The sequence below is a fragment of the Geotalea sp. SG265 genome, from assembly GCF_022808985.1.
Lineage (GTDB): Bacteria > Desulfobacterota > Desulfuromonadia > Geobacterales > Geobacteraceae > Geotalea.
This window is the reverse complement of the sequence record NZ_JAKZFT010000019.1, coordinates 50,248-69,845: the sequence shown is the minus strand read 5'-3', so window position 1 is coordinate 69,845 and position 19,598 is coordinate 50,248. Positions and strand designations below refer to the sequence as shown.

The window sequence follows — 19,598 nt, the reverse complement described above, 5'->3', positions numbered from 1 at the left end:
AGTAAAATGGCTGTAGGACATGGTGGGTTCCTTTCCGTAGTGAGTGTTGGTCGCGCTTCACACACTACCAGAAAACCATCATGTCCTGCTTTTTTATCACGTGGTGCACTTACGAATAGAATCTACCGGTGGAAAGCGGCAGTGTCATCTCATTCAGCCATCAGCGACTGCTGCCAAAAACCCGCCGCAGCAGTTCGGTGGTACGGGCCGCTGGGTTGGCGCGGATTTTCTTCTCTTCTTCTCCCAGGGTGGAGAAGAGGCCGTCTACTGCCTTGCCCGTCACATACTGGTCCAGGTCAAAGCCGGGAGGGTTGGTAAATGGAATGGTCTTGTAGGTTTTCATCATGTTCTTATAGACGCGGGTGGCGCCCACGTCATCGAGGCTCTTCGCCACCACCGGATTGAAGGCGTTGTAGATTTTGGCGGCCGTTTTGGCTTTGAAATACTCCGTAGCAGCGGTATCCCCACCTTTTAGTATCTGCCGGGCATCGGCAAAGGTCATCTCTTTTATGGCACCGACAAAAAATCCAACAGCGGTGGGAGCGGCCTTTTCCGCCGCCCGATTCATGCTCAGGACAAAGTCGTCAACCTGGCGCTGGAACCCTATCTGGGCAAGCATATCGGCCACATTCCGCATCTTTTCCGGCATCAGTACCTTGATCAACTGATTGCCGAAATAGCCATTCTGCTGGGAGACAACCTTCACCGCCCGTTCCGTGCCGATGGACAACGCCTCCTTCAGCCCCTTTACGATCGTCGGCTCATCAAGGACGTCCTGATTGACGGCCAGACCAAAGTCGTTCGCCAGGTTCTGCAGCATCAAATCCTGGCAGGAAGTCAGCAGCAAGAGCGCCGCCGCTAGGCAACACAACAATCCGATCCTCATACTCTGCTCCTTTCACTCGCGCCATCAGGCCAGCATTCCCCCGGCGGTTCCGCGGACAGCAGCGTATAGCATTCAGTGGGAAAAAGGAATATAAAAACAGCCGGCCCTGCACCCACTCTTTCTTGTCCGTTCACCTTTCCCCGACCGACTTTTTCAACACTTTGACAATAGACATTGAGTGGTATTAAGCGAGATCGAAGGTGGGCAGACAAGCATGTTCCCGCATAGGTGATCTCTAAAACTTTTCCAGAACCTGACACTGAAGAATAACAGACGCCCCCCACAATCAGCTGTCAGGGTATACTATAGTAAGGAGACGGAAATGTCGGTCAGGGATCTGTTTCATGTCTTTTCAAAGAAGATAGCCGACGCCATGGGGACTCCTGCGGCATTCCTTGCGGCACTTGGGTCTCTTGTCGTATGGGGAGCCACCGGCCCTGTCTCCAGTTTCTCCGATACCTGGCAGCTCATCATCAATACCGCCACCACCATTGTCACCTTCCTGATGGTGTTCATAATCCAGAATACTCAAAACCGGGATTCGAAGGCCTTGCACCTGAAGCTCGACGAACTGTTGCACGCAATCAAGGGGGCGCGCGATTCGCTTATCGACCTGGAAGACCTGAGCGACGAGAAGCTTGATCAATTGCAGAAGCAGTTCGAACAGGTGAGGGATAAACGGGGAAAGGGCGACGTCGAGAAGGAGCAGACTGAAAAGAAAAAAGGGTGATCCCCGGCGGTGATTAACAAGGAGCAGTATGAGAAAGGGGACAGACTGTTTTTATCTGTCCCCCTTTGTTGTTCGGCACGGCAGCATCTTCACGGTTAATCACCGTCAAGTTAGAAAAAGCGACCACTACTTTTTATGTTCCCCCGATATCCTGGTCCCCCTATTTCCTCGCGAAAAAGCTGGTCATCAGGTTCCGGTAGTTCGGGATGTGATTAGAGAGCAGATTCCCCAAGCCCTCAATGTCGTTACGCCAGTCACGGTGCAGTTCGCAGGCGACACCAAACCAGCTCATCAACTGCACGCCGGCGGCTGCCATTCGTGACCAGGCAGCATTACGCGTTACTTCATTGAAAGTCCCCGAAGCGTCTGTAACAACGAATACTTGGTAACCGGCCTCTATGGCCGAAAGCGCCGGAAACGCAACACATACCTCCGTTACGACCCCTGCTATAATGAGCTGCTGGCGGTCGGCCTTTTTCACCGCATTCACAAAATCGTCGTTGTCCCAGGCATTGATCTGGCCCGGGCGTCTGATATAGGCCGCGTTTGGGAATGACTCCTTGAGTTCCGGCACCAGCGGCCCGTTCGGCCCTTCCTCGAAGCTGGTGGTGAGAACAGTGGGCAGATTGAAATATTTTGCTGTGTCCGCCAAAGCCAGCACATTGTTCTTGAATTCTCCGGGAGAAAAATCCTGCACCAGCGAGATCAGGCCAGCCTGATGGTCCACGAGAAGACACGCTGCTTGGTCCTTCGATAGTCGTGTGTACTTCATCGATTCGCCCATGATTGCCTCCTGGGAAATTTTAGCTACATGACAATTTTAGCAAATTCCGGGGACACCACGTTGTTGAATAGAGTAAAAAAAACCGCCCTGAAGCATCGCTACCGGGACGGTTTACGATTCGGATTTACTCAGCTTTGAGCGAAGCCATATCGATGGAGAAGCGGTACTTCACGTCCGACTTGACCAGCCGCTCGTAGGCTTCGTTGATCTGCTGGATCGGGATGACTTCCACATCGGAGGTGATGTTGTGCTCGCCGCAGAAATCGAGCATCTCCTGGGTCTCCTTGATGCCGCCGATGAGGGAACCGGAGAGGGTGCGGCGACCGAAGAGCAAGGCAAAGGCGGAGACGGGGAGCGGCTTGTCCGGTGCCCCCACCAGGGTGATGTTCCCTTCGAGGCCGAGCATGGTGATGTAGGCGTTGATGTCATGCTCGGCGGCGATGGTATCGAGGATGAAATTGAAGGTCCCGGCGTGCTGCTTCATCTGTTGTCGGTCGGTGGAAACGATAACCTCATGGGCTCCTAGACGCAGGGCATCCTCCTTTTTCTTTGGGGAGGTGGTAAAGACGACGACGTGGGCGCCAAAGGCTCGGGCGAATTTCACCCCCATGTGCCCCAGGCCGCCAAGGCCGACCACCCCCACCTTCTTACCCTTGATGTCTCCCCAGCGGCGCATGGGCGAGTAGGTGGTGATTCCCGCGCAAAGGAGCGGCGCAACCCCGGCAAGGTCAAGATTGGCGGGCACGCGCAGGACGAAGCGCTCATCGACGACAATGCTCTCCGAGTAGCCGCCATAGGTGACCGGCCCAGTCCCGTGCTTGTCCGGTGAGTTGTAGGTGAAGGTGGGTTCCTTACAGAACTGCTCAAGGTTATTCAGGCAGCTGGGGCAGCTGTGGTCTGAATCAACCAGGCAGCCGACCCCCACAAGGTCCCCCGGCTTGAATTTGCTCACCGCAGCGCCGACCTTGGTGACCTTGCCGACGATCTCGTGCCCTGGTACGCAGGGGTAGACCGTGGGCATGATGCTGTGCCACTCGTCGCGGACGGTGTGGAGATCGGAGTGGCAGATACCGCAGTAGAGGATCTCGATCTGGACATCTCTATCGGTAGTCTCCCGACGCTGGATGGTATCTGAGGCAAAGGGTGACGTGGCACTGGCAACCGAATATGCTTTTGCTTTGTACATGTATTTTTCTCCTGTTTGATTTCGTTTGGCATCAACTCCACCAGGTTGCTGTTATAAAAATGATGAAATTGGATCTTTTTCGCAGGCAGTCTCACCGCCCGGTCATCTGCTCCAGTTTTTCCGGGTACCGCGCCCCCTCTATCTTGATCTTTGCCGCGGCCTGCTCTATCTCCTGCAGCTCGCTTGAGGTGAGTTCCAGGGCAACTGCGCCGATATTCTCATCCAGCCGTTCCAGCATGGTCGTCCCCGGGATGGGCACGATCCACCGCCTCTGGGCCAAAAGCCAGCTAAGGGCGATCTGGGCTGGGGTCGCGTGCTTCTGGTTGCCGATCCGGCCGAGCAGATCCACCAGGGCCTGGTTCGCTTTCCGCGCTGCAGGGGAAAAGCGAGGGAGCGTGGTGCGGAAGTCGGTACTGTCGAAGGTGGTGCTTTCGTCGATTTTGCCGGTTAAAAAGCCCTTGCCCAATGGACTGTAGGCGACCAAGCCAATGCCCAGCTCTTCCAGGGCCTGGAGCAACCCTTCTTCCGGGCGCCTGAACCACAGGGAATATTCGTTCTGGACGGCAGCGACCTTCTGCACGCCGTGGGCGCGACGGACCGTCTCTATGCCCGCCTCGGAAAGGCCGAAATGCTTTACCTTGCCCTCCTTGATCAACTCCTGCACCGCGCCAGCCACATCTTCGATGGGCACCTGCGGATCGACCCGGTGCTGATAGAACAGGTCGATGACCTCGACCCTGAGCCGCTTCAGTGAGGCTTCGGCCACTTCTCTGACATGCTCCGGGCAACTGTTCAGCACCGGTCCGCCCCCCTTCATGGCCCGGGGATCGACACCGGTGTCGAAACCGAACTTGGTGGCAATAACCACCTGGTCCCGTAGCGGCGCCAGCGCCTCGCCGACCAGCTCCTCGTTGGTGAAGGGACCGTAGACTTCGGCCGTATCGAAGAAGGTGACGCCACGCTCCACGGCAGCCCTGATCAGCGAAATCATTTCCCGTTTGTCTTTTGGGGGACCGTAGGAAAAGCTCATCCCCATGCAGCCGAGACCGATTGCCGAGACCTCCAGGCCGCTTTTTCCCAAAACTCGTTTTTGCATCAGATTCTCCTTTCAACTGGAAGCGCTTATTGAGCGTCACAAAGATCAGCCAGGACTGACTCTGTCCGCTCAAGCCCTTGTGATGAGTATAACGTACTCCAGCAAGGATACATGGCGGTAGACCGATCCTGTCGATTTATTGCCCAATCGTATGATTCACCAGAAATGACGTTGTAAAAAGAAGCAAGAGTCGGTTAATATCGAAGAGACTAAAGAGTTGAAGAGGGGGCGATTATGGAGGAAATCGGCGACAACGTCATGGAACTTGCACTGATGAGCTTACGGAACACTATTGCACGATGGACCGAAGAAGGCGAACAGTATGCAACCGCCGTCCCCGGGTTAGGTTTGTTCAGGCGGATTGAACCTACCGAGCCCATGAGCGGCATGTACGAACCGAGCATCTGCATGGTCGTCCAAGGAGCCAAACGGGTTGTGCTGGGAGAGGAAACCTATGTCTATGACGCCCGCCACTACCTCATCACCTCCGTCCATCTGCCGACGGTGGTCCAGGTGATCGAGGCGAGCCATGAGAAGCCTTACCTGGGGCTCAGGTTGCTCATTGACCAGAAAGAGGTTGCGCACCTGATGGCGGACAGCAACCTGCCTCAACCGCGGATCCAACAAACAAGCCGCGGCATGGCAACCGGCGAGGTAACGTTGCCGCTCCTGACCGCCTTTCAACGACTAATCGATCTGCTTGGCGATGAGCAGGATATTCCGATTCTGGCACCGATCATTCAAAAGGAGATCATTTACCGCTTGCTGGTGGGAGATCAGGGTGCACGGTTGCGCCAGATTGCCTCGGCGGGTAGCCAGAGTCAGCAGATTGCCCGGGCGATCGAATGGCTGAAGAACAACTACCGGGAACAGCTGCACATCGACGACCTTGCCGAGCAGGCCCGCATGAGCACCTCGACCTTTCATCACCATTTCCGCACCATGACAGCGCTGAGCCCCCTGCAATACCAGAAGCAGCTCCGCCTACAGGAAGCCCGGCGCCTGATGCTGGCCGAGCGCCTTGACGCCGCAACCGCAGCATTCGAGGTGGGGTATGAAAGCCCGTCCCAGTTCAGCCGGGAGTACAACCGGATGTTCGGGGCACCGCCATTGCGGGACATAACCAAGCTGCGGGTGGCTCTGGTTGACTAGTTGTTTCTTCCTGCAATACCTGCTACCTTGGAGAACGTCTGTTCAGCGGCGCTGCAGAAGATAATGATCGCGATACACTAGAGGTAACGACGGAACATATGGGGAAGGAGGGGGCTTCTTTTACGATGAATTGCTTGCGTCGGACAATCCTGGTCCTCATTGTGTCCATCTGGGCATCAGCTGCACAAGGCCAGACGCTGCCTGCTGATCCCGCGCAGGTGCACGGGGCGGACATGTTCGTGCATTTGCCGCAGGTACCCCACTGGAGCCAATCGGTCGAAAAAGCCGACGATCTGCCCCTGATCGGAGCCCATCGGGAGGGGCAGTCAATCAGGATGGGAATCATGGAACTGGCCCCCATTCCCTACCTTCTGCCGAAAGTGGGTGGCAAGGGGCTCGACTATTCCATTGCCGGCCCCCAGGGGGAGTTCCGCAGTTTTGCCATTACCGACGAGCGCACGGTCTTCGACAGGGAAGTCTTCGGTTCCATCGCCACCTTCTCTGCCACAGATCGCACCGGGGGCGCCATCGGTATCATCGGTGCGAAAGAAGCGCGCCAGGGCAAAGAGATGGCCTCCCAACTCCTCTTCGGCAAGAGCAGTCTGGCAGGGAGCAACTTTCGCCTGGACGCCGCTGCGGGGCTGGTTTCGGGCACAACCACGGAGAGGGGTTCTCTGCAGGACAAAGCCTGGCGACTGAACGGCGAATCGGACCTCGGCCAAACCAAATGGGGCGCCTTCTATGAACATAAGGGGCCGGAGTACACGTTTCTTTCACTCCCCACGGGCGAAAAGGATATCAGTCGCATCGGCATGAGCATCGGCAAAGGGCCGGTATCCCTGCGTCTGACCGAGGGCCGGTCCATGCGGGAGAGCCTCTCCCTCCCCGGAGGGCGCATCGAGCGCTACTTGGAGGGGAGATACCGTTTCGATTATCTGAAGAATCTTCCCGGAACCATACGATGCAGGATTGGGCAACGGAGAGAAAGCGGCGCCAGCATCTGGGTCAACGATGTGGGAGGCACGCTGCAATATGCCGGCACCACTCTAGGGGGCAAGCTGAAGGGGAATTACGCCCTGTTGCGCGACATGACCATGCAACGGGACCTCTCATCGGAATCGTCCATCCAGGTTGTCCCGGAGCAGGCCATCTCCGGCTGGGTTTTCAACCAGACCTTGGGCTATCGGCAAAAGTCCGACCTGGTAACGAATTCCCGCTCCACGGACCTTTCCATAGAGGCCACGGTGAAACGGGAACGGCAGCCTGCAGGGGTGCTGCTGGAGGGGGGAATCGGGTATACGGGAACCAGGGGCACCGATATTTCCCTGGTGGATGTGGTTGCCGCAAAGATGTCGGTAAAGCGGCTGAAATGGAAGAATATCCTCGGCTACGACCATGCCGGCATTTCCCTCGCTGCGGAAAACACCATCAAAAGACAGCCGCCGGTTCATGATCCAGGCGAGCGGGCTTATTCCATCCTCTTTTCCATCGACCTCAGTTGATCGGCGAAACATGATACAGGGATGCTACTGCCGCCGCACCCGAAAAACGGAGCTAAAGGTCGCCACTTTGATCCCTTCCCCATCGAAGACCTCGGCTTCCCCCTTGATATTCCGCTCGTCACGCTCGATGATCCGCGCCACGGCCCTGACTACCCCGGAACGGACCGGCGCGTGGAACTTCAGCCCCAGATCCATGGTGACGAAATTGCTTCCCTCGGGGAGGACGCTCTTGATGGCCATGGCGACCGCCGTGTCGGCCAGGGCGGTAATGGCGCCGCCGTGCATGAATCCTACCCCCTGGGAAAGTTTGACGGTGAAGGGCATGGTAAGGACGGCATGCCCTTCTGCAGCCTCCTCTATCGTCATCCCCAGATACTCCTCAAATGGGGCGCAGGCGATCCAGCGGGGCAACTCGAAGGGAATTTCCCCACCGCCGGGCATGCGGGTGTCATAGACGTGTTGGTACATGGTCGCCTCCCATTACTTCTTCAGTTCGATTCCGAGCAACCGCATCACCTGCTGCATATCCTCCCACACCTCGCGTTTCATGGCAGGATTGCGCAGGAGAAAAGCTGGATGGAAGGTGGGCATGAGCGGAATGCCGTGGTAGTCGTGAAAACGCCCGCGCAGCCGGGAGATCGGCTCCTTGGTCTTTAGCAGCGTCTGAGCGGCAAAGGTGCCGAGACAGACGATGGCTTCGGGGCGCAGGGCGCGCAGCTGCCGCAGGAGAAAGGGCTGGCACTGCTCGATCTCTTTGGGTTCCGGGTTACGGTTGCCAGGAGGACGGCACTTGAGAATATTGCAGATGTAGACATCGCTCCGCTTGAACTGCATGGCGGCTATGATCTTGGTCAGAAGCTGCCCCGCCTCTCCCACAAAGGGCTCCCCTTGCAGATCTTCGTCCCGCCCCGGCGCCTCGCCGACAAAAACCAGTCTCGCGGCAGGATTGCCGACGCCGAAAACCAGGTTCGTCCTGGTGCCGGCCAATCCGCAACGGCGGCATTCCCCCAGATCGAGCCGCACCTTTTCCAGGGTTTCCTTCTCCGCCGCTTCCTCAGGAGAGGGAGCACTTGCAGTAGAGATCGCACCCGCTGAAGCACCGGCAGGGACAGCCGCCGGCTGCTCCGGTGCAGCAACCATGGCTGGTTCGCCATAGACAAGGCCGTCTACACCGGTTTCCTGAAGGTCCTCCAGATAGGCGCGCAGCGAAGCCACCAATTGCCGGGCTTCTGCAGCTTCATGCATGGCAAACTCCTTTACATTTACCGGCACATCCCCTATTCTTTATGGCAATGTTAATCATTCCTTTCGTCCTTCTACTCATCGTTCTGGCTCCCCACGATGCCCTCGCCTGGGGTGCCGGCATCCATCTCCAGTTAGGCTCCGCCGTCCTCAACAATCTTCAGGCACTGACACCTGCCGTGGCAGCGGTGATTGCCGAATTTCCCAATGATTTCCTCTATGGCTGCATCGCCGCCGACATCACCGTCGGCAAGAAATTCACCCATTATCTACTCCACTGCCACCGGTGGCGGATCGGACTCAAGGTCCTGGAAAATGCCGACATGGGCGCCCAGAAAGCATGCGCCTACGGCTACCTTGCCCACCTGGCCGCCGATACCGTCGCCCACAATTATTACGTCCCCTACAAGGTCATGCGCAGCTTTTCCACCATGACCTTGAAGCATGCCTATTGGGAGATGCGGTTCGAAACCTTCGTGGATAAAGAGATCTGGGACATTGCAAAAAAGATCTCCCTGGAGCATTACCGCAGAAATGACGCCCTGCTGAGAAAAGTCCTGTCCGATACGCTCTTTTCCTTCGGCACCAACAAGCGGATTTTCAACTCGATTCTGCTGGTCAGCCGACTGGAAAAATGGCAGCAGGTCCTGCAGACCCTCTCGGACATTTCCCGCTTCGGTCTTGAGGAGGTGGACCGGGACGAATATATGGCCTTGGCGGAAGAAGCGGTCTTTGATTTTCTCAATGGCTTCCAGGATTCATCCTTCTTCCAGGCCGATCCAACCGGAGAACGGGCGCTGGCCACGGCCGAGGCGGTGAGAAAAAACCTGCGGCTGCTCTACCGCAGCGGCAAGCTCTCCAAACAGCAGGCCCATGAGCAGCTGGATGAAATCAAAGGGAGGCTGCAGGAAGCGATCTGCAAGCCGGAGCTGTTACTGGAAATTCTCTCCACCGAATAGTTCATGCTGAAAAACGCCTTCCCCCTTCCCCCTTCACTATTAACTCTTCAACTTAACCGCCCGGTCCAAAAGCAGATCGGCCAGTTCCTGCTTGCCCATGAGCGGCACATCCTCCACACTGCCGTCACGGAAGAGCAGCTTGACAATGTTGGTGTCCACATTGAAACCGGCTCCCTCAGCCCCGATGTCATTGGCGACGATCATGTCCACATTCTTTGCCGCGAGCTTTTTGGCGGCATTACCCATGAGATCGTCCGTCTCGGCGGCAAAGCCGATCAGGACCTTCTCACCCTTGATCTGCCCCAGTTCGCTGAGGATATCCGGGTTCTTTTCCAGCTCCAGGGTAAGGGTCCCGGCAGTCTTCTTGATCTTGGCCATCGCCCTGGCTACAGGCCGGTAATCGGAAACGGCGGCGGCTTTGATGATCATGGTGCTTGCCGGGAAGGCCGCCATCACCGCCTGCCGCATCTCCTCGGCACTGACCACCTGAATTGTCTCCACGCCGCACGGTTCGGCAAGGCAGGTGGGACCGGTGACGAGGGTCACCGTAGCGCCGCGGCGACGGGCCGCCCGGGCTATGGCATAGCCCATCTTGCCCGAAGAATGGTTGCTGATGAAGCGCACGGGGTCAAGTTCCTCCCGGGTCGGCCCGGCGGTGATCAGGACATGCTCGCCGGCCAGGTCCTGTCTGGTCAATGCCGCAACCGCCTCCTCAAAAATGACCTGGGGCTCCTGCAACTTACCTTCCCCTTCCCAGCCGCAGGCCAGCATCCCCTTGGCCGGCTCGACGAAGCGATAGCCGTGCCGCTTCAGCTTCGCCTCGTTTTCCCTATAGATAGGGTTCTGGTACATATTGACGTTCATGGCCGGAGCTACCAGTACCGGTGCCTTGGTGGCCATGACCGTGGTGGTGAGCATATCGTCGGCGATACCGTTGGCCAGTTTGCCGATGACGTTGGCGGTAGCGGGGGCGATGATGAAGAGATCGGCACGGTCAGCCAGGGAAATATGGCCGATCTCCCGCTCGGAGATCATGTTGAAGAGCGAGGTGGAAACCGGATTCATGGAGAGTGTCTGGAAGGTCAGCGGCGTGACGAATTCGGTTGCCGAAGCGGTCATAATCACATGGACGCCGGCTCCCGCCTTGGTCAGGAGACGCAGCAGCTCAACCGCCTTGTAGGCGGCAATACCGCCAGTAACCCCGAGAATGATTTCTTTGCCCTGCAACATGCTGCCCCCATTGGTATGAATTTGTTTTAGAGATAGGGATTGTGGCTCTTTTCGTGGCCGATGGTCGTTGACGGCCCGTGGCCGGGAAAGGCAAGCGTTTCCTCCGGCAGAACCAGCAGCTTTGAGCGGATGCCGTCGATCAGGTCGGCATGGGAACTGCCGGGAAAATCTGTCCGTCCCACCGATTCAGCAAAGAGGGTGTCGCCGGTAATGATCTTTCCTTCGCTCTCCAGATAGAGGCAGCAGCCACCCGGGGTATGCCCCGGGGTGTGGAGCACCTTGAGGCTGTGCTTGCCGAAGGTCAGCACCATGCCGTCGGTGAGGAGGTCGTCGGGCTTGGGAGAGTTTTCCGCACTGAGGCCGTAGCCGGCGGCCGAATCCGCCGCCCGGGAAAGGAAGTAGACATCGGCATCGTGGATCAAAAGCTTCGCTCCCGTTGTTTCCACCACGCGCCGGTTGCCCCCCATGTGGTCAAAATGTCCATGGGTGTTGATGACGTATTTGATGGTCAGCCCCAGCTTCTGCACCGCCGCCAGCACACGCGCCGCATCGGCTCCCGGATCGACGATGATCCCTTCCCGGGTCTCTTCGCATCCGAGAATGAAACAGTTTACCCCCAGTTGCCCGACTACGATGGTTTCGAATATCATGTGACACCTCTTTTCAGATTTGTGGAATGGCACACCAAGCAGGAAAGCACCGGCAAGGAGCAACACTGCGATGCATACCACCATGGCCGGCAAGCGGCGCCGGTTTAACACCACGGGACGCTATCGTTTCGGCAGCTGGAACAGGTCGAGATTCTCCTCTTTCAGCTGGGCGAAGGGGTTGTTGTGAAAGCCGGGCTTCCCTTCCCTGGACTGGACAGGCTTCGCCGGCAGGGGTTTCGTCTCCACCGGAATCTCCACCACCGGCTCGATCTCAACTTCCGCTTCATCTTGCCCGTTATCCTTGTAGAAATAGCGGTCGTAGAGACGGTGATAGGCTGTCCAGCGGGAATCGCTGGCGGCCTCTTTCCTGATGTGGGTCCTGATGCCGTTGATCTTCGAATCGAGATCGTCCAGGTAGTTAAGAATAGTCGCTTCGATTGTCTTCGGCCGTTTTGGCGAGCCGAACTCGTACTGGCCGTGATGGGAAAGGAGCATGTGCTTGAGGAGCATGGCCTTCTCTGGAGGAAAACCGGCAATGACGGCGATCTTTTCCTGGAGCATCTCCACGCCGATGGTGATGTGGCCGATGAGCTTCCCCTCGTCCGTATAGTCGAAGGCGCGCATGTAGGTCATCTCCCGCACCTTCCCCACATCATGGAGCAGCGCGCCGGCGATGAGCAGGTCCCGATTGAGCCCCCCGTAGAGCGGCACGACGACATCCACCAGCTTGGCTACGGCAAGGGAGTGTTCCAGAAGCCCCCCCAGGAAGACGTGATGCATCCCCTTCGCCGCCGGAGCAACCCGGTAGAGACTGAACAGTTCGTCGTCCCGGAAGAAGGCTTCGAGCAGCCTCTTCAGGTTGCCGTCAGCAATGGAGTCCACCAGAGCGAAAAGCTCCGACTCCATTTCCTTGATGTTCCGCTCCGTCTCCGGCAGGAAATCCGCCAGGATGACGCTCTCCTCCGGTACTTTCTGCAATTCCGATATGATCAGCTGCATCTTGCCCAGGTAGACCGAAGCCTTGGAGCGGACCGAGAGGAAGTCGTCCTTGTCGAACAGCGCGCTGATCTGGTCCACATTATCCCAGATCTTGGCATCGACTTCACCGGTTTTATCCATCAGGCGTAGCGTCAGGTATGGCTTACCGTTCTTGGCCATTGCCGTGATCTTTTCCTTGACCAGAAAAACGGAATCAACCTGATCACGATCTTTTATCTCGGAAACAAATTTCTTCAAGATGCACCCCTTTTTCTCTTCATCGTTGGCAACCATGCCAAATGCCTGTTCAGGCACCCAGCCGGGCAATACTATCCGCAGCCCGAATACCGTCAAGGGCGGCACTCATGATGCCACCCGCGTATCCCGCCCCTTCTCCGACGGGAAAGAGCCCCCGAACCGTCGCAGACTGCATGTCTTCACCGCGAAGGATGCGGAGCGGCGCCGAGGTCCTCGTTTCCACACCGGTAAGACTGGCTTCGGCAGTTATGAATCCCCGCATCTTCCGCTCGAAGTATCGGATGCCGTCCGTAAGCGTGCGGTGAACCGTCTTGGGCAGAACCAGGGCAAGGTCGGTCTCCGTCACACCGGGCCGGTAGCTGGAAGAAACCATGCCGCCGCGCCCCTGCCCGAGAAATGCCAGGAGATTCTGGGCGGGAGCCCGGTAGCCGCCTCCTCCTGTCTCGAATGCCCGCCGCTCCCATTTTCGCTGGAATTCCACCCCGGCAAGGGGATGATCACCGCCGAAATCACCGGTGTGCACGGTCGCCACGAGAGCGCTGTTGGCAAAGGGCGAGTTACGGGCGTAGCCGCTCATGCCGTTGGTCACCACTCCACCCTCTTCGGAAGCGCCGGCGACAACCACACCCCCGGGACACATGCAGAATGAATAGGCGGAGCGTCCCGTCTGCCCGTCGTTGTAGGCGAGAGCATAATCGGCCGCCGGCAACTGCGGATGGGAAGGCATGCCATACTGGATGCGATTGATCAGTTCCTGTGGATGCTCCACCCGTAAACCGATGGCGAACGGCTTCTGTGCCATGGCCACCTGGCGGCCGTGGAGCATGGCGTAGGTGTCGCGGGCACTGTGCCCCGGCGCCAATACCAGCACGTCGCAGGGCAGCTCATCATCATCGTTGATCCTGATGGAGGTAAGCCTCCCGTTGTTTACGACGATATCCGACAAACAACGGCTGAAACCGATGGCAAAACCCCGCTCGACAAGATAGGCCCGGGCAGCCGTCAGCACGCCGCGCAGGCGGTCCGTGCCGATGTGCGGCTTCGCAGCAGTCAGAATATCCTCGGGAGCCCCGAATTGCACGAACTTTTCCAGGACGTAGCGGATATGCGGATCTTTCAGCCGTGTGGTCAGCTTACCGTCGGAGAAAGTTCCCGCCCCCCCTTCGCCAAACTGTACATTACTGGCCGGATTCAGCAAGCCCCGGTCCCAGAAGGATTGGACATCCTGCAGCCGCTCTTCCACCGGCCTGCCTCGCTCAATCATGGTGGCGGTCAGTCCGTACTCTGCAAGCCGCAGGGCGGCAAAAAGCCCTGCCGGCCCCATGCCGACGATAACGGTCCGCTTGCCGCCAGTCACCCGCGGGAAAAGGGCCGGCTTCTTTTCCGGAACATACTCCAGGTCTCCGCCTCCGTGGGCCTTGTGGAAACGCTCTTCATCAGCCAGGGAAAATTCCACCGTGTAAACGAGCTTGATGCGCGGTTTCTTCCGGGCATCGATCCCCTTACGCACAATGGCAAAGCGAATGATTTCCCCCGGCTGGAGAGAAAACCTGGCACCGACCATTGCCGGAAGGAGCGCTTCATTCTCCCCCAGATCCAGTGTGAGGTTACGGAGCAGGAATGGCATGGGAAGGGCTATTGGGGGGGCCGCTGTTGTCTCTTGCGGTCCAGCAGCTGTTCGACGATGATGACAATGTCGAAGGGTTTGGTTGATTTAGGTATGTGAATTTTAGCCCCCATCTCCGGGATTTCGTGCTCATGTGGGGCTCCGTGAAACATGGAGGTAAGAAGGATGATGACCGGGGCAGTGTCTCCCGCGCGCCGTGATATTTCCATGCAGGTGCTGACCCCACCCATGCGCGGCATTATGAGATCGCTGATAACCACATCGGGAGCGTTGTCGATATAGGCCTTTACCCCTTCCACGCCATCGCCGGCGGTAATCACGGTGAAACCGGTCTCCTGAAAGGAATCGGACAGTACCTTGAGGAAAAAAGGGTCATCGTCGATCAAAAGGATTTTGCCTCTGGCAGCCATCAAAACCTCAAAAAACGAACTTCTATGAACGGCGCATCACGAAATCCGGGCCATAATACAAAAATACAACTCAAAAGAAAAGGACAAAGCAGGCAAATCCGGAAAACTCAAAGGGGCAGTTTTACACAGAAAATGGTACCGGTGGCATCGCTTTTTTCCACCTCAATCTTGCCCTTGTAATTTTTGACGATGCGCAGAACGACGGAAAGCCCGAGGCCGGTGCCGCGGCTGCTGGTGGTAAAGAAAGGATCGAATATGTAGGGTACGTTTTCGGGGGGGATGCCGGTGCCGGTGTCGGAAACCCTGATGGTGATATATTCGTCGTCGCAGTCGAGAAAGACACCCAGAGTGCCCTCCGATGTCATTTCGTGGATGGAATTGAGGAAGAGGTTAGTGAAGATCTGTTCCAGTTCCGAAGGATCGGCCTTTATGGCTGGAGGGATATGCCGGTATACCTTGTTGACCGTAATCCTGTGCAGCTCAATCTGCGGGCTGAATATCTCCAGGGTATTGTCGATGACCTGGTGGATCAGGACGTCCCTGATCTCGAACTTCGGCCGTTTCGAGGCATCAAGCAGCTTGCGCAGAATGCCGTCGATGCGATCGATCTCCTTGACGATCTTTTCCACATACTCCAGCTTCTCGGGATCGTCCATGCCGCTCTTGATCAGCTGGACGAACAGTGAGATGGAGTTCAGGGGGTTTCTTATTTCGTGGGCCATGCCGGCGGACAGATAGCCGAGAGTCGCCAGTTTCTCCGACTGGACAATCTCAGCCTGGGCTTTCTGCAAGGCCTCGCTCTTCTCCTGGACCCTTGCCTCAAGTTCCAGGTTCCATGCCTCAATCTCTGCAAGAAGCATCTCCTTCTCGCGGAGCAGTTCCCTGTTCTTTATTTCAAACCCTCGAATTCTCAGGACATTTTCGATACGATCAGCAAGATCCTGATTGTTGAATGGTTTGAGAATGTAATCGGAAGCACCGGCCTTCATGAGCTCTACGGCAATCTCTTCACTTCCTTTGCCGGTGAACATGATGACATATGTATCGGGGAAGCGCTTCTTGATCTCACGCAGGGCACTGAGGCCGTCGATATCCGGCATCATGTAATCGAGAAGCACCAGTTCCGGCTGGGCGCTCTCTATTATCGAGAAACCGGAAGGAGCGTCTACAGCGGTATAGACGGTATAACCGCGGTTTTTCAGAATGATGGAAGTCAGGTCAAGAATGACTTTCTCATCATCTATGATAAGCACTTTGCCGCTTTGCTGTTTAAGTTCCTTTGCCATATTTATCCAATGGGAAATTTGATATTCAGGACTGGAATTATAGTCACAATGAAATTCGACTGACAAGGATTTTTAATCTGATAAACATGCATCCGCTTGCCTGAAAAAGAGTTTACGGACATAAAAGAAGGGCAGCAAAGCTGCCCTTCGGGTATTAGTTACCGGCTGTAACGATTCGATTCATGTTAAGGAAGACGTACCGTCATAACCGGGCATTTGGCCTTTCGCACTACTCTTTCGGCGGTGCTGCCGAAGAGCAGATGATCGATGCCGCTTCTGCCCTGGGTGCCGAGAACGATGAGGGAAACAGCCTCTTCATCGGCTTTTTTCAGTATTTCCTCATAGGGGATACCGGTGACGATCTCGGACGTGTAGCGCACGCCGTCCGTGATTTTGGTCCTGCAGAATTTTTCCATCATCTTTTCCGCCCCTTCCTCGATTTCCTTTTCCAGGTTGTCGAAGGAAACATGGGGCACATAGAAGCCTCTCAGATCCACCGGCTCGTTGATAACGTGGAGAATCAGCAGCTGGGAATCGAATTTTCTGGCGAAGGAGTAGGCATACTCAAAGGCATGTTCAGAGTTTTCCGAGAAGTCGGTGGCAAAGAGAATCTTTTCAAGACGCGTCATAAATCCTCCTTTACATAACTCATTTCAATGGCTGGTTTCCTTGAAGATCTTCTTCAAGATGGACTTCAGCTCCTCAATCTTGACTGGTTTATTGATGTATTCGAATGCACCGAGATTCATGGCCTCTATGTAAGATTCGACGCCGCCGTAAGCCGTGATCATGATCACATTGCTTTTGGGAAAGTTCTTGTTCAGCTCCTTGAGAAAGGTAATGCCGTTCATCTCAGGCATGTTTATATCGGTAACGATCAGATTGACCTCCTGCTGACGCAGGTAGTTCAGTGCCTCAAAGCCATTGGAAACACTCTCGACGAGGAAGCCCTCCTTTGCCAGTAATCGGGAAAGTCCTATCCGTGCATTTTCTTCATCATCGACAACGAGAATTCGCTTTTGATTTTTCATTGGTATCAACATGGGACTCCGCTTGGATTAATGAGCTGCTGTCCAGTCTAGCATGGAGTTCACCCCTGTCAAGTCGCAGGTTAACAGGGGCTTAAAAAGGTTCTGGCAGGAACGAGGGGGACTCCGGAACCAACGGTACCGGCACCTTAATTCGAGGCGGGTTTTTTGCGCGAAGCCACATGCTGCCGCAGCTTGACGGCAGTAAGAATCAGATTGGCAATGATGGATATGAAATAAATTTCGTCGCTGGTGAAGGTCTTCATGGAGGTGGAATTGAGGTTGATGATGCCGAACACCTCCTGCTTGTCCGCAATGGGAAAGGAGAGCATGGAGTTGTATTTTTCTTCCTGCAATTCAGGAAAGTTCTTATACCGTGGATCGAGGGAGGCGTTGGTCAGGGAAATGTACTGTTTATCTTTGGCTACGGCACCGGTGATCCCTTCCCCGATGTTGATCCGTATCTTGCCGATAAAGCTCTGGTCGAACCCATGGGTGGCGGAAAGTACCAGTTGCCCTTCATTCATGAGATAAATGGAGCAGATACTGACCTTGAGCTGGTTCGCCACCTTTTCGCACACCCGCTGTAAAACCTGGGGAAGCGGGAAATCGGACGAGACGAGCATGCTGATCTCTTCCAGCGATATGATTTCAAGGTGTTCACGGTTGGCCTTCTGCATGGTCAGGACCATCTTGCCTTTTTCGCTTTCCATAAAGGGAGTGAACCCTGCCTTGTGATAAAAAGGGTTGACGGTCTTGATCTTCTCCGTAATGGTACGAAAATCGGAAAAGCCACAGCTGCACGTCATCTTCACGCGGTAACTGTCCACCCGCTCGCTCTTCATAACCCTTCCGCACTTCCGGCAGCGCGCTACCAATTGCATACTACGGTCTCCTTGATAAAACTCCGCTTGGAATTCGATTTTATAGTGTGCCGCCCGGCTTCAGCACCACGTGGGTAGATGCCCCCGCAGCACCGAAAGGTTTCAGCGTCTTGCCATTGAGTTCAGCCTCAACCCCCCCGGCATTGCCCAAATCAAGCGCAATGGAGTTCTCCGCCTTCCACTCGATGAGGTCTCCCGCCTTGAGATCATAATGCTGGGAAAGATTTTCATCGATGGTGACGTTGAGAGCGCTGTCCTGGTTGCATTTCAATTTGAGAAACAGCCCCTTCCCCGGCGCAACTGAAGGAGGGGATGCAGTCTCGCCGGCAGGTACAGCCGGTGTGGGCGCAAGGTTTGCTGCCTCAGGGCGGGCCGACGACACTGCCTGCTGTATCGGCGGCGGCGCCACAGCAGGGGCAACAGGCTGCGGTCGTGGCGTCGATGCAGATACGACAACCTTTTCTTCTTCATTCTGCCGGATAAAAACAGCAGCAATCAGAACAAGTATCAGCAAGATCAGGGGCATGGTAAAGCGGCGGCGCGCGGCAGGCTTGGCGCTGTAAGTCGTGGATGCGGAGACGGTTCCTTCTTCGGCATCTTCAGCCTTGTCCCCAGTTCTTTCATACATGGCAATGACGTCGTCGCCCGAAAGTCCTACGAAACCAGCATAGAGCCTGAGAAAGCCCTTGACATAGGCAGGGTTGGGAAGCTTTTCGAAATCCCCCGCCTCGATGGCAACCAAATAATTTTTGCTGATGCGCGTCGTGGCAGCCACGTCGTCAAGCTGAAAGCCCCGCGCTTCCCGTGCTTCACGCAGATATAAACCCAATTCGACCCTGCTCATGACTGCCGAACCTGATTCAGACACTGGTCCCTCACTTCAGCATATCCACATATTCCCGTGCGAATTGCCCTATCTCCGAATCGGGGGCAATGCGGATAACTTCTCTGAATGCCGCGACTGCAGATTTGTTTTCTTTGATCTTCATATAAGCCAAGGCCAGGTTATAATGGGCATTGGCATAATTGCTGTTCAATTCAAGCGCCTTCTTATATTCGGCCACTGCCCATTCGACCTTGTCCAGAGCGAAGTAGACCCGGCCGAGATTCAGCCGCACCCGCGGGTCCCTGGGATAGGTGGTAACGGCGGAACGATAAACGGCAAGTGCTTTCTGATAGTCCCCCTTGCCGAAATAGGCAAGCCCGAGATTGACGGCAGCGGTATCCTGGTTCTGATAGAAGATATCCTCGGCGACCAGCTTCAGCTGTGCGATGGCATCGTCCCAACGCTTCATTTCCAGATAGTTTACCGCCAGGTTGTTCCGCGTCTCCGAATAGACTGGGCTGATTTTCAGGGCCTTCAGGTATTTTTGCTCGGCCAGGTCATATCTGTTCTTGCGATAGTAGACCATGCCCAGATAGTTGAGGAGCTCCGGATTCCGGGAATCCAGCTTTTCTGCCTCGGAAAACTCCACCAGGGCGCTGGTGAAGTTGTTCTCGCCCAGATAGGACAATCCCATCTGGTAATGATAGGAGGACCGTTTCCGTGCCTCCTCGCTCATGGCGCATCCTGCAAGCAGAATAGCCGCCACGGCGGAAATCGTTAACAAAAGATGCTTCATAGATCCTTCATCGGCCGCATTGGCATACGGCAATTAAAGCTGACTCAGCCTCTGGGAGGCTAACAGATTTACCCACCATTGTCAATCA

The 19,598-nt window shown here is 55.9% G+C and carries 21 protein-coding genes; 4 read left to right on the top strand and 17 right to left on the bottom strand.

The window, feature by feature from the left end:
* Nucleotides 1-160: 160 nt before the first annotated feature.
* Entirely contained in the window at nucleotides 161-886 is a 726-nt protein-coding gene (locus ML541_RS17130) for a DUF4197 domain-containing protein (RefSeq protein ID WP_243374772.1), read from the bottom strand.
* 322 nt (nucleotides 887-1,208) lie between these two features.
* Between ML541_RS17130 and ML541_RS17125 the strand changes: the two genes are divergently transcribed.
* Nucleotides 1,209-1,616: a low affinity iron permease family protein gene (locus ML541_RS17125; protein ID WP_243374770.1), complete on the top strand. Its 408-nt coding sequence runs from the start codon at nucleotides 1,209-1,211 to the stop codon at nucleotides 1,614-1,616.
* A gap of 160 nt (nucleotides 1,617-1,776) precedes the next feature.
* On the opposite strand, the gene ycaC is transcribed toward ML541_RS17125, so the two are convergent.
* The 3 genes from ycaC to ML541_RS17110 form a co-directional block, all read right to left on the bottom strand.
* Nucleotides 1,777-2,400 (bottom strand): isochorismate family cysteine hydrolase YcaC, encoded by a 624-nt coding sequence (ycaC, locus tag ML541_RS17120; RefSeq protein ID WP_243374768.1) that lies wholly within the window; start codon nucleotides 2,398-2,400, stop codon nucleotides 1,777-1,779.
* Between the two features lie 124 nt (nucleotides 2,401-2,524).
* Nucleotides 2,525-3,586 carry an NAD(P)-dependent alcohol dehydrogenase gene (locus tag ML541_RS17115; protein WP_243374766.1) on the bottom strand — a complete coding sequence of 354 codons (1,062 nt, stop codon included), beginning with the start codon at nucleotides 3,584-3,586 and terminating at the stop codon, nucleotides 2,525-2,527.
* A gap of 91 nt (nucleotides 3,587-3,677) precedes the next feature.
* A complete protein-coding gene (locus ML541_RS17110) occupies nucleotides 3,678-4,682 on the bottom strand; it encodes an aldo/keto reductase (protein WP_243374764.1) in 1,005 nt (334 codons plus the stop codon).
* Nucleotides 4,683-4,916: 234 nt separating this feature from the next.
* Between ML541_RS17110 and ML541_RS17105 the strand changes: the two genes are divergently transcribed.
* Nucleotides 4,917-5,834 carry an AraC family transcriptional regulator gene (locus ML541_RS17105; RefSeq protein ID WP_243374762.1) on the top strand — a complete coding sequence of 306 codons (918 nt, stop codon included), beginning with the start codon at nucleotides 4,917-4,919 and terminating at the stop codon, nucleotides 5,832-5,834.
* Nucleotides 5,835-5,959: 125 nt separating this feature from the next.
* Nucleotides 5,960-7,336, top strand: a complete 1,377-nt coding sequence (locus ML541_RS17100; protein WP_243374760.1) for a hypothetical protein — start codon at nucleotides 5,960-5,962, stop codon at nucleotides 7,334-7,336.
* A 24-nt stretch (nucleotides 7,337-7,360) separates the two neighbouring features.
* Here ML541_RS17100 and ML541_RS17095 read toward each other — a convergent pair whose 3' ends face one another.
* Nucleotides 7,361-7,804 carry a PaaI family thioesterase gene (locus ML541_RS17095; RefSeq protein WP_243374758.1) on the bottom strand — a complete coding sequence of 148 codons (444 nt, stop codon included), beginning with the start codon at nucleotides 7,802-7,804 and terminating at the stop codon, nucleotides 7,361-7,363.
* A 12-nt stretch (nucleotides 7,805-7,816) separates the two neighbouring features.
* Entirely contained in the window at nucleotides 7,817-8,581 is a 765-nt protein-coding gene (locus tag ML541_RS17090) for a uracil-DNA glycosylase (RefSeq protein ID WP_243374756.1), read from the bottom strand.
* Between the two features lie 47 nt (nucleotides 8,582-8,628).
* Between ML541_RS17090 and ML541_RS17085 the strand changes: the two genes are divergently transcribed.
* Nucleotides 8,629-9,537: a zinc dependent phospholipase C family protein gene (locus ML541_RS17085; protein ID WP_243374779.1), complete on the top strand. Its 909-nt coding sequence runs from the start codon at nucleotides 8,629-8,631 to the stop codon at nucleotides 9,535-9,537.
* Nucleotides 9,538-9,576: 39 nt separating this feature from the next.
* Here the strand turns inward: ML541_RS17085 and coaBC are convergent, their stop codons facing one another.
* From coaBC to ML541_RS17030, 11 genes are all read right to left on the bottom strand, one after another.
* Nucleotides 9,577-10,767: a bifunctional phosphopantothenoylcysteine decarboxylase/phosphopantothenate--cysteine ligase CoaBC gene (gene coaBC / locus ML541_RS17080; RefSeq protein WP_243374754.1), complete on the bottom strand. Its 1,191-nt coding sequence runs from the start codon at nucleotides 10,765-10,767 to the stop codon at nucleotides 9,577-9,579.
* Nucleotides 10,768-10,793: 26 nt separating this feature from the next.
* On the bottom strand, nucleotides 10,794-11,417 hold the full coding sequence (locus ML541_RS17075; RefSeq protein ID WP_243374752.1) for an MBL fold metallo-hydrolase: 624 nt from the start codon (nucleotides 11,415-11,417) through the stop codon (nucleotides 10,794-10,796).
* A gap of 120 nt (nucleotides 11,418-11,537) precedes the next feature.
* Nucleotides 11,538-12,656, bottom strand: coding sequence for an HD domain-containing protein (locus ML541_RS17070; RefSeq protein ID WP_243374777.1), 1,119 nt, complete (start codon nucleotides 12,654-12,656; stop codon nucleotides 11,538-11,540).
* Between the two features lie 46 nt (nucleotides 12,657-12,702).
* A complete protein-coding gene (locus ML541_RS17065) occupies nucleotides 12,703-14,280 on the bottom strand; it encodes an FAD-dependent protein (protein WP_243374751.1) in 1,578 nt (525 codons plus the stop codon).
* 8 nt (nucleotides 14,281-14,288) lie between these two features.
* A complete protein-coding gene (locus ML541_RS17060) occupies nucleotides 14,289-14,690 on the bottom strand; it encodes a response regulator (protein WP_243374749.1) in 402 nt (133 codons plus the stop codon).
* 107 nt (nucleotides 14,691-14,797) lie between these two features.
* Nucleotides 14,798-15,976, bottom strand: a complete 1,179-nt coding sequence (locus ML541_RS17055; RefSeq protein WP_243374748.1) for a response regulator — start codon at nucleotides 15,974-15,976, stop codon at nucleotides 14,798-14,800.
* A gap of 185 nt (nucleotides 15,977-16,161) precedes the next feature.
* Complete coding sequence (locus ML541_RS17050) at nucleotides 16,162-16,605, bottom strand: universal stress protein (protein ID WP_243374747.1); 444 nt, start codon at nucleotides 16,603-16,605, stop codon at nucleotides 16,162-16,164.
* Nucleotides 16,606-16,629: 24 nt separating this feature from the next.
* Nucleotides 16,630-17,013, bottom strand: a complete 384-nt coding sequence (locus ML541_RS17045) for a response regulator (RefSeq protein ID WP_243374775.1) — start codon at nucleotides 17,011-17,013, stop codon at nucleotides 16,630-16,632.
* Nucleotides 17,014-17,153: 140 nt separating this feature from the next.
* Complete coding sequence (locus ML541_RS17040; protein ID WP_243374746.1) at nucleotides 17,154-17,888, bottom strand: GAF domain-containing protein; 735 nt, start codon at nucleotides 17,886-17,888, stop codon at nucleotides 17,154-17,156.
* 40 nt (nucleotides 17,889-17,928) lie between these two features.
* On the bottom strand, nucleotides 17,929-18,756 hold the full coding sequence (locus ML541_RS17035) for a helix-turn-helix domain-containing protein (protein ID WP_243374745.1): 828 nt from the start codon (nucleotides 18,754-18,756) through the stop codon (nucleotides 17,929-17,931).
* 7 nt (nucleotides 18,757-18,763) lie between these two features.
* A complete protein-coding gene (locus ML541_RS17030; protein WP_243374744.1) occupies nucleotides 18,764-19,510 on the bottom strand; it encodes a tetratricopeptide repeat protein in 747 nt (248 codons plus the stop codon).
* Nucleotides 19,511-19,598 lie beyond the last annotated feature (88 nt).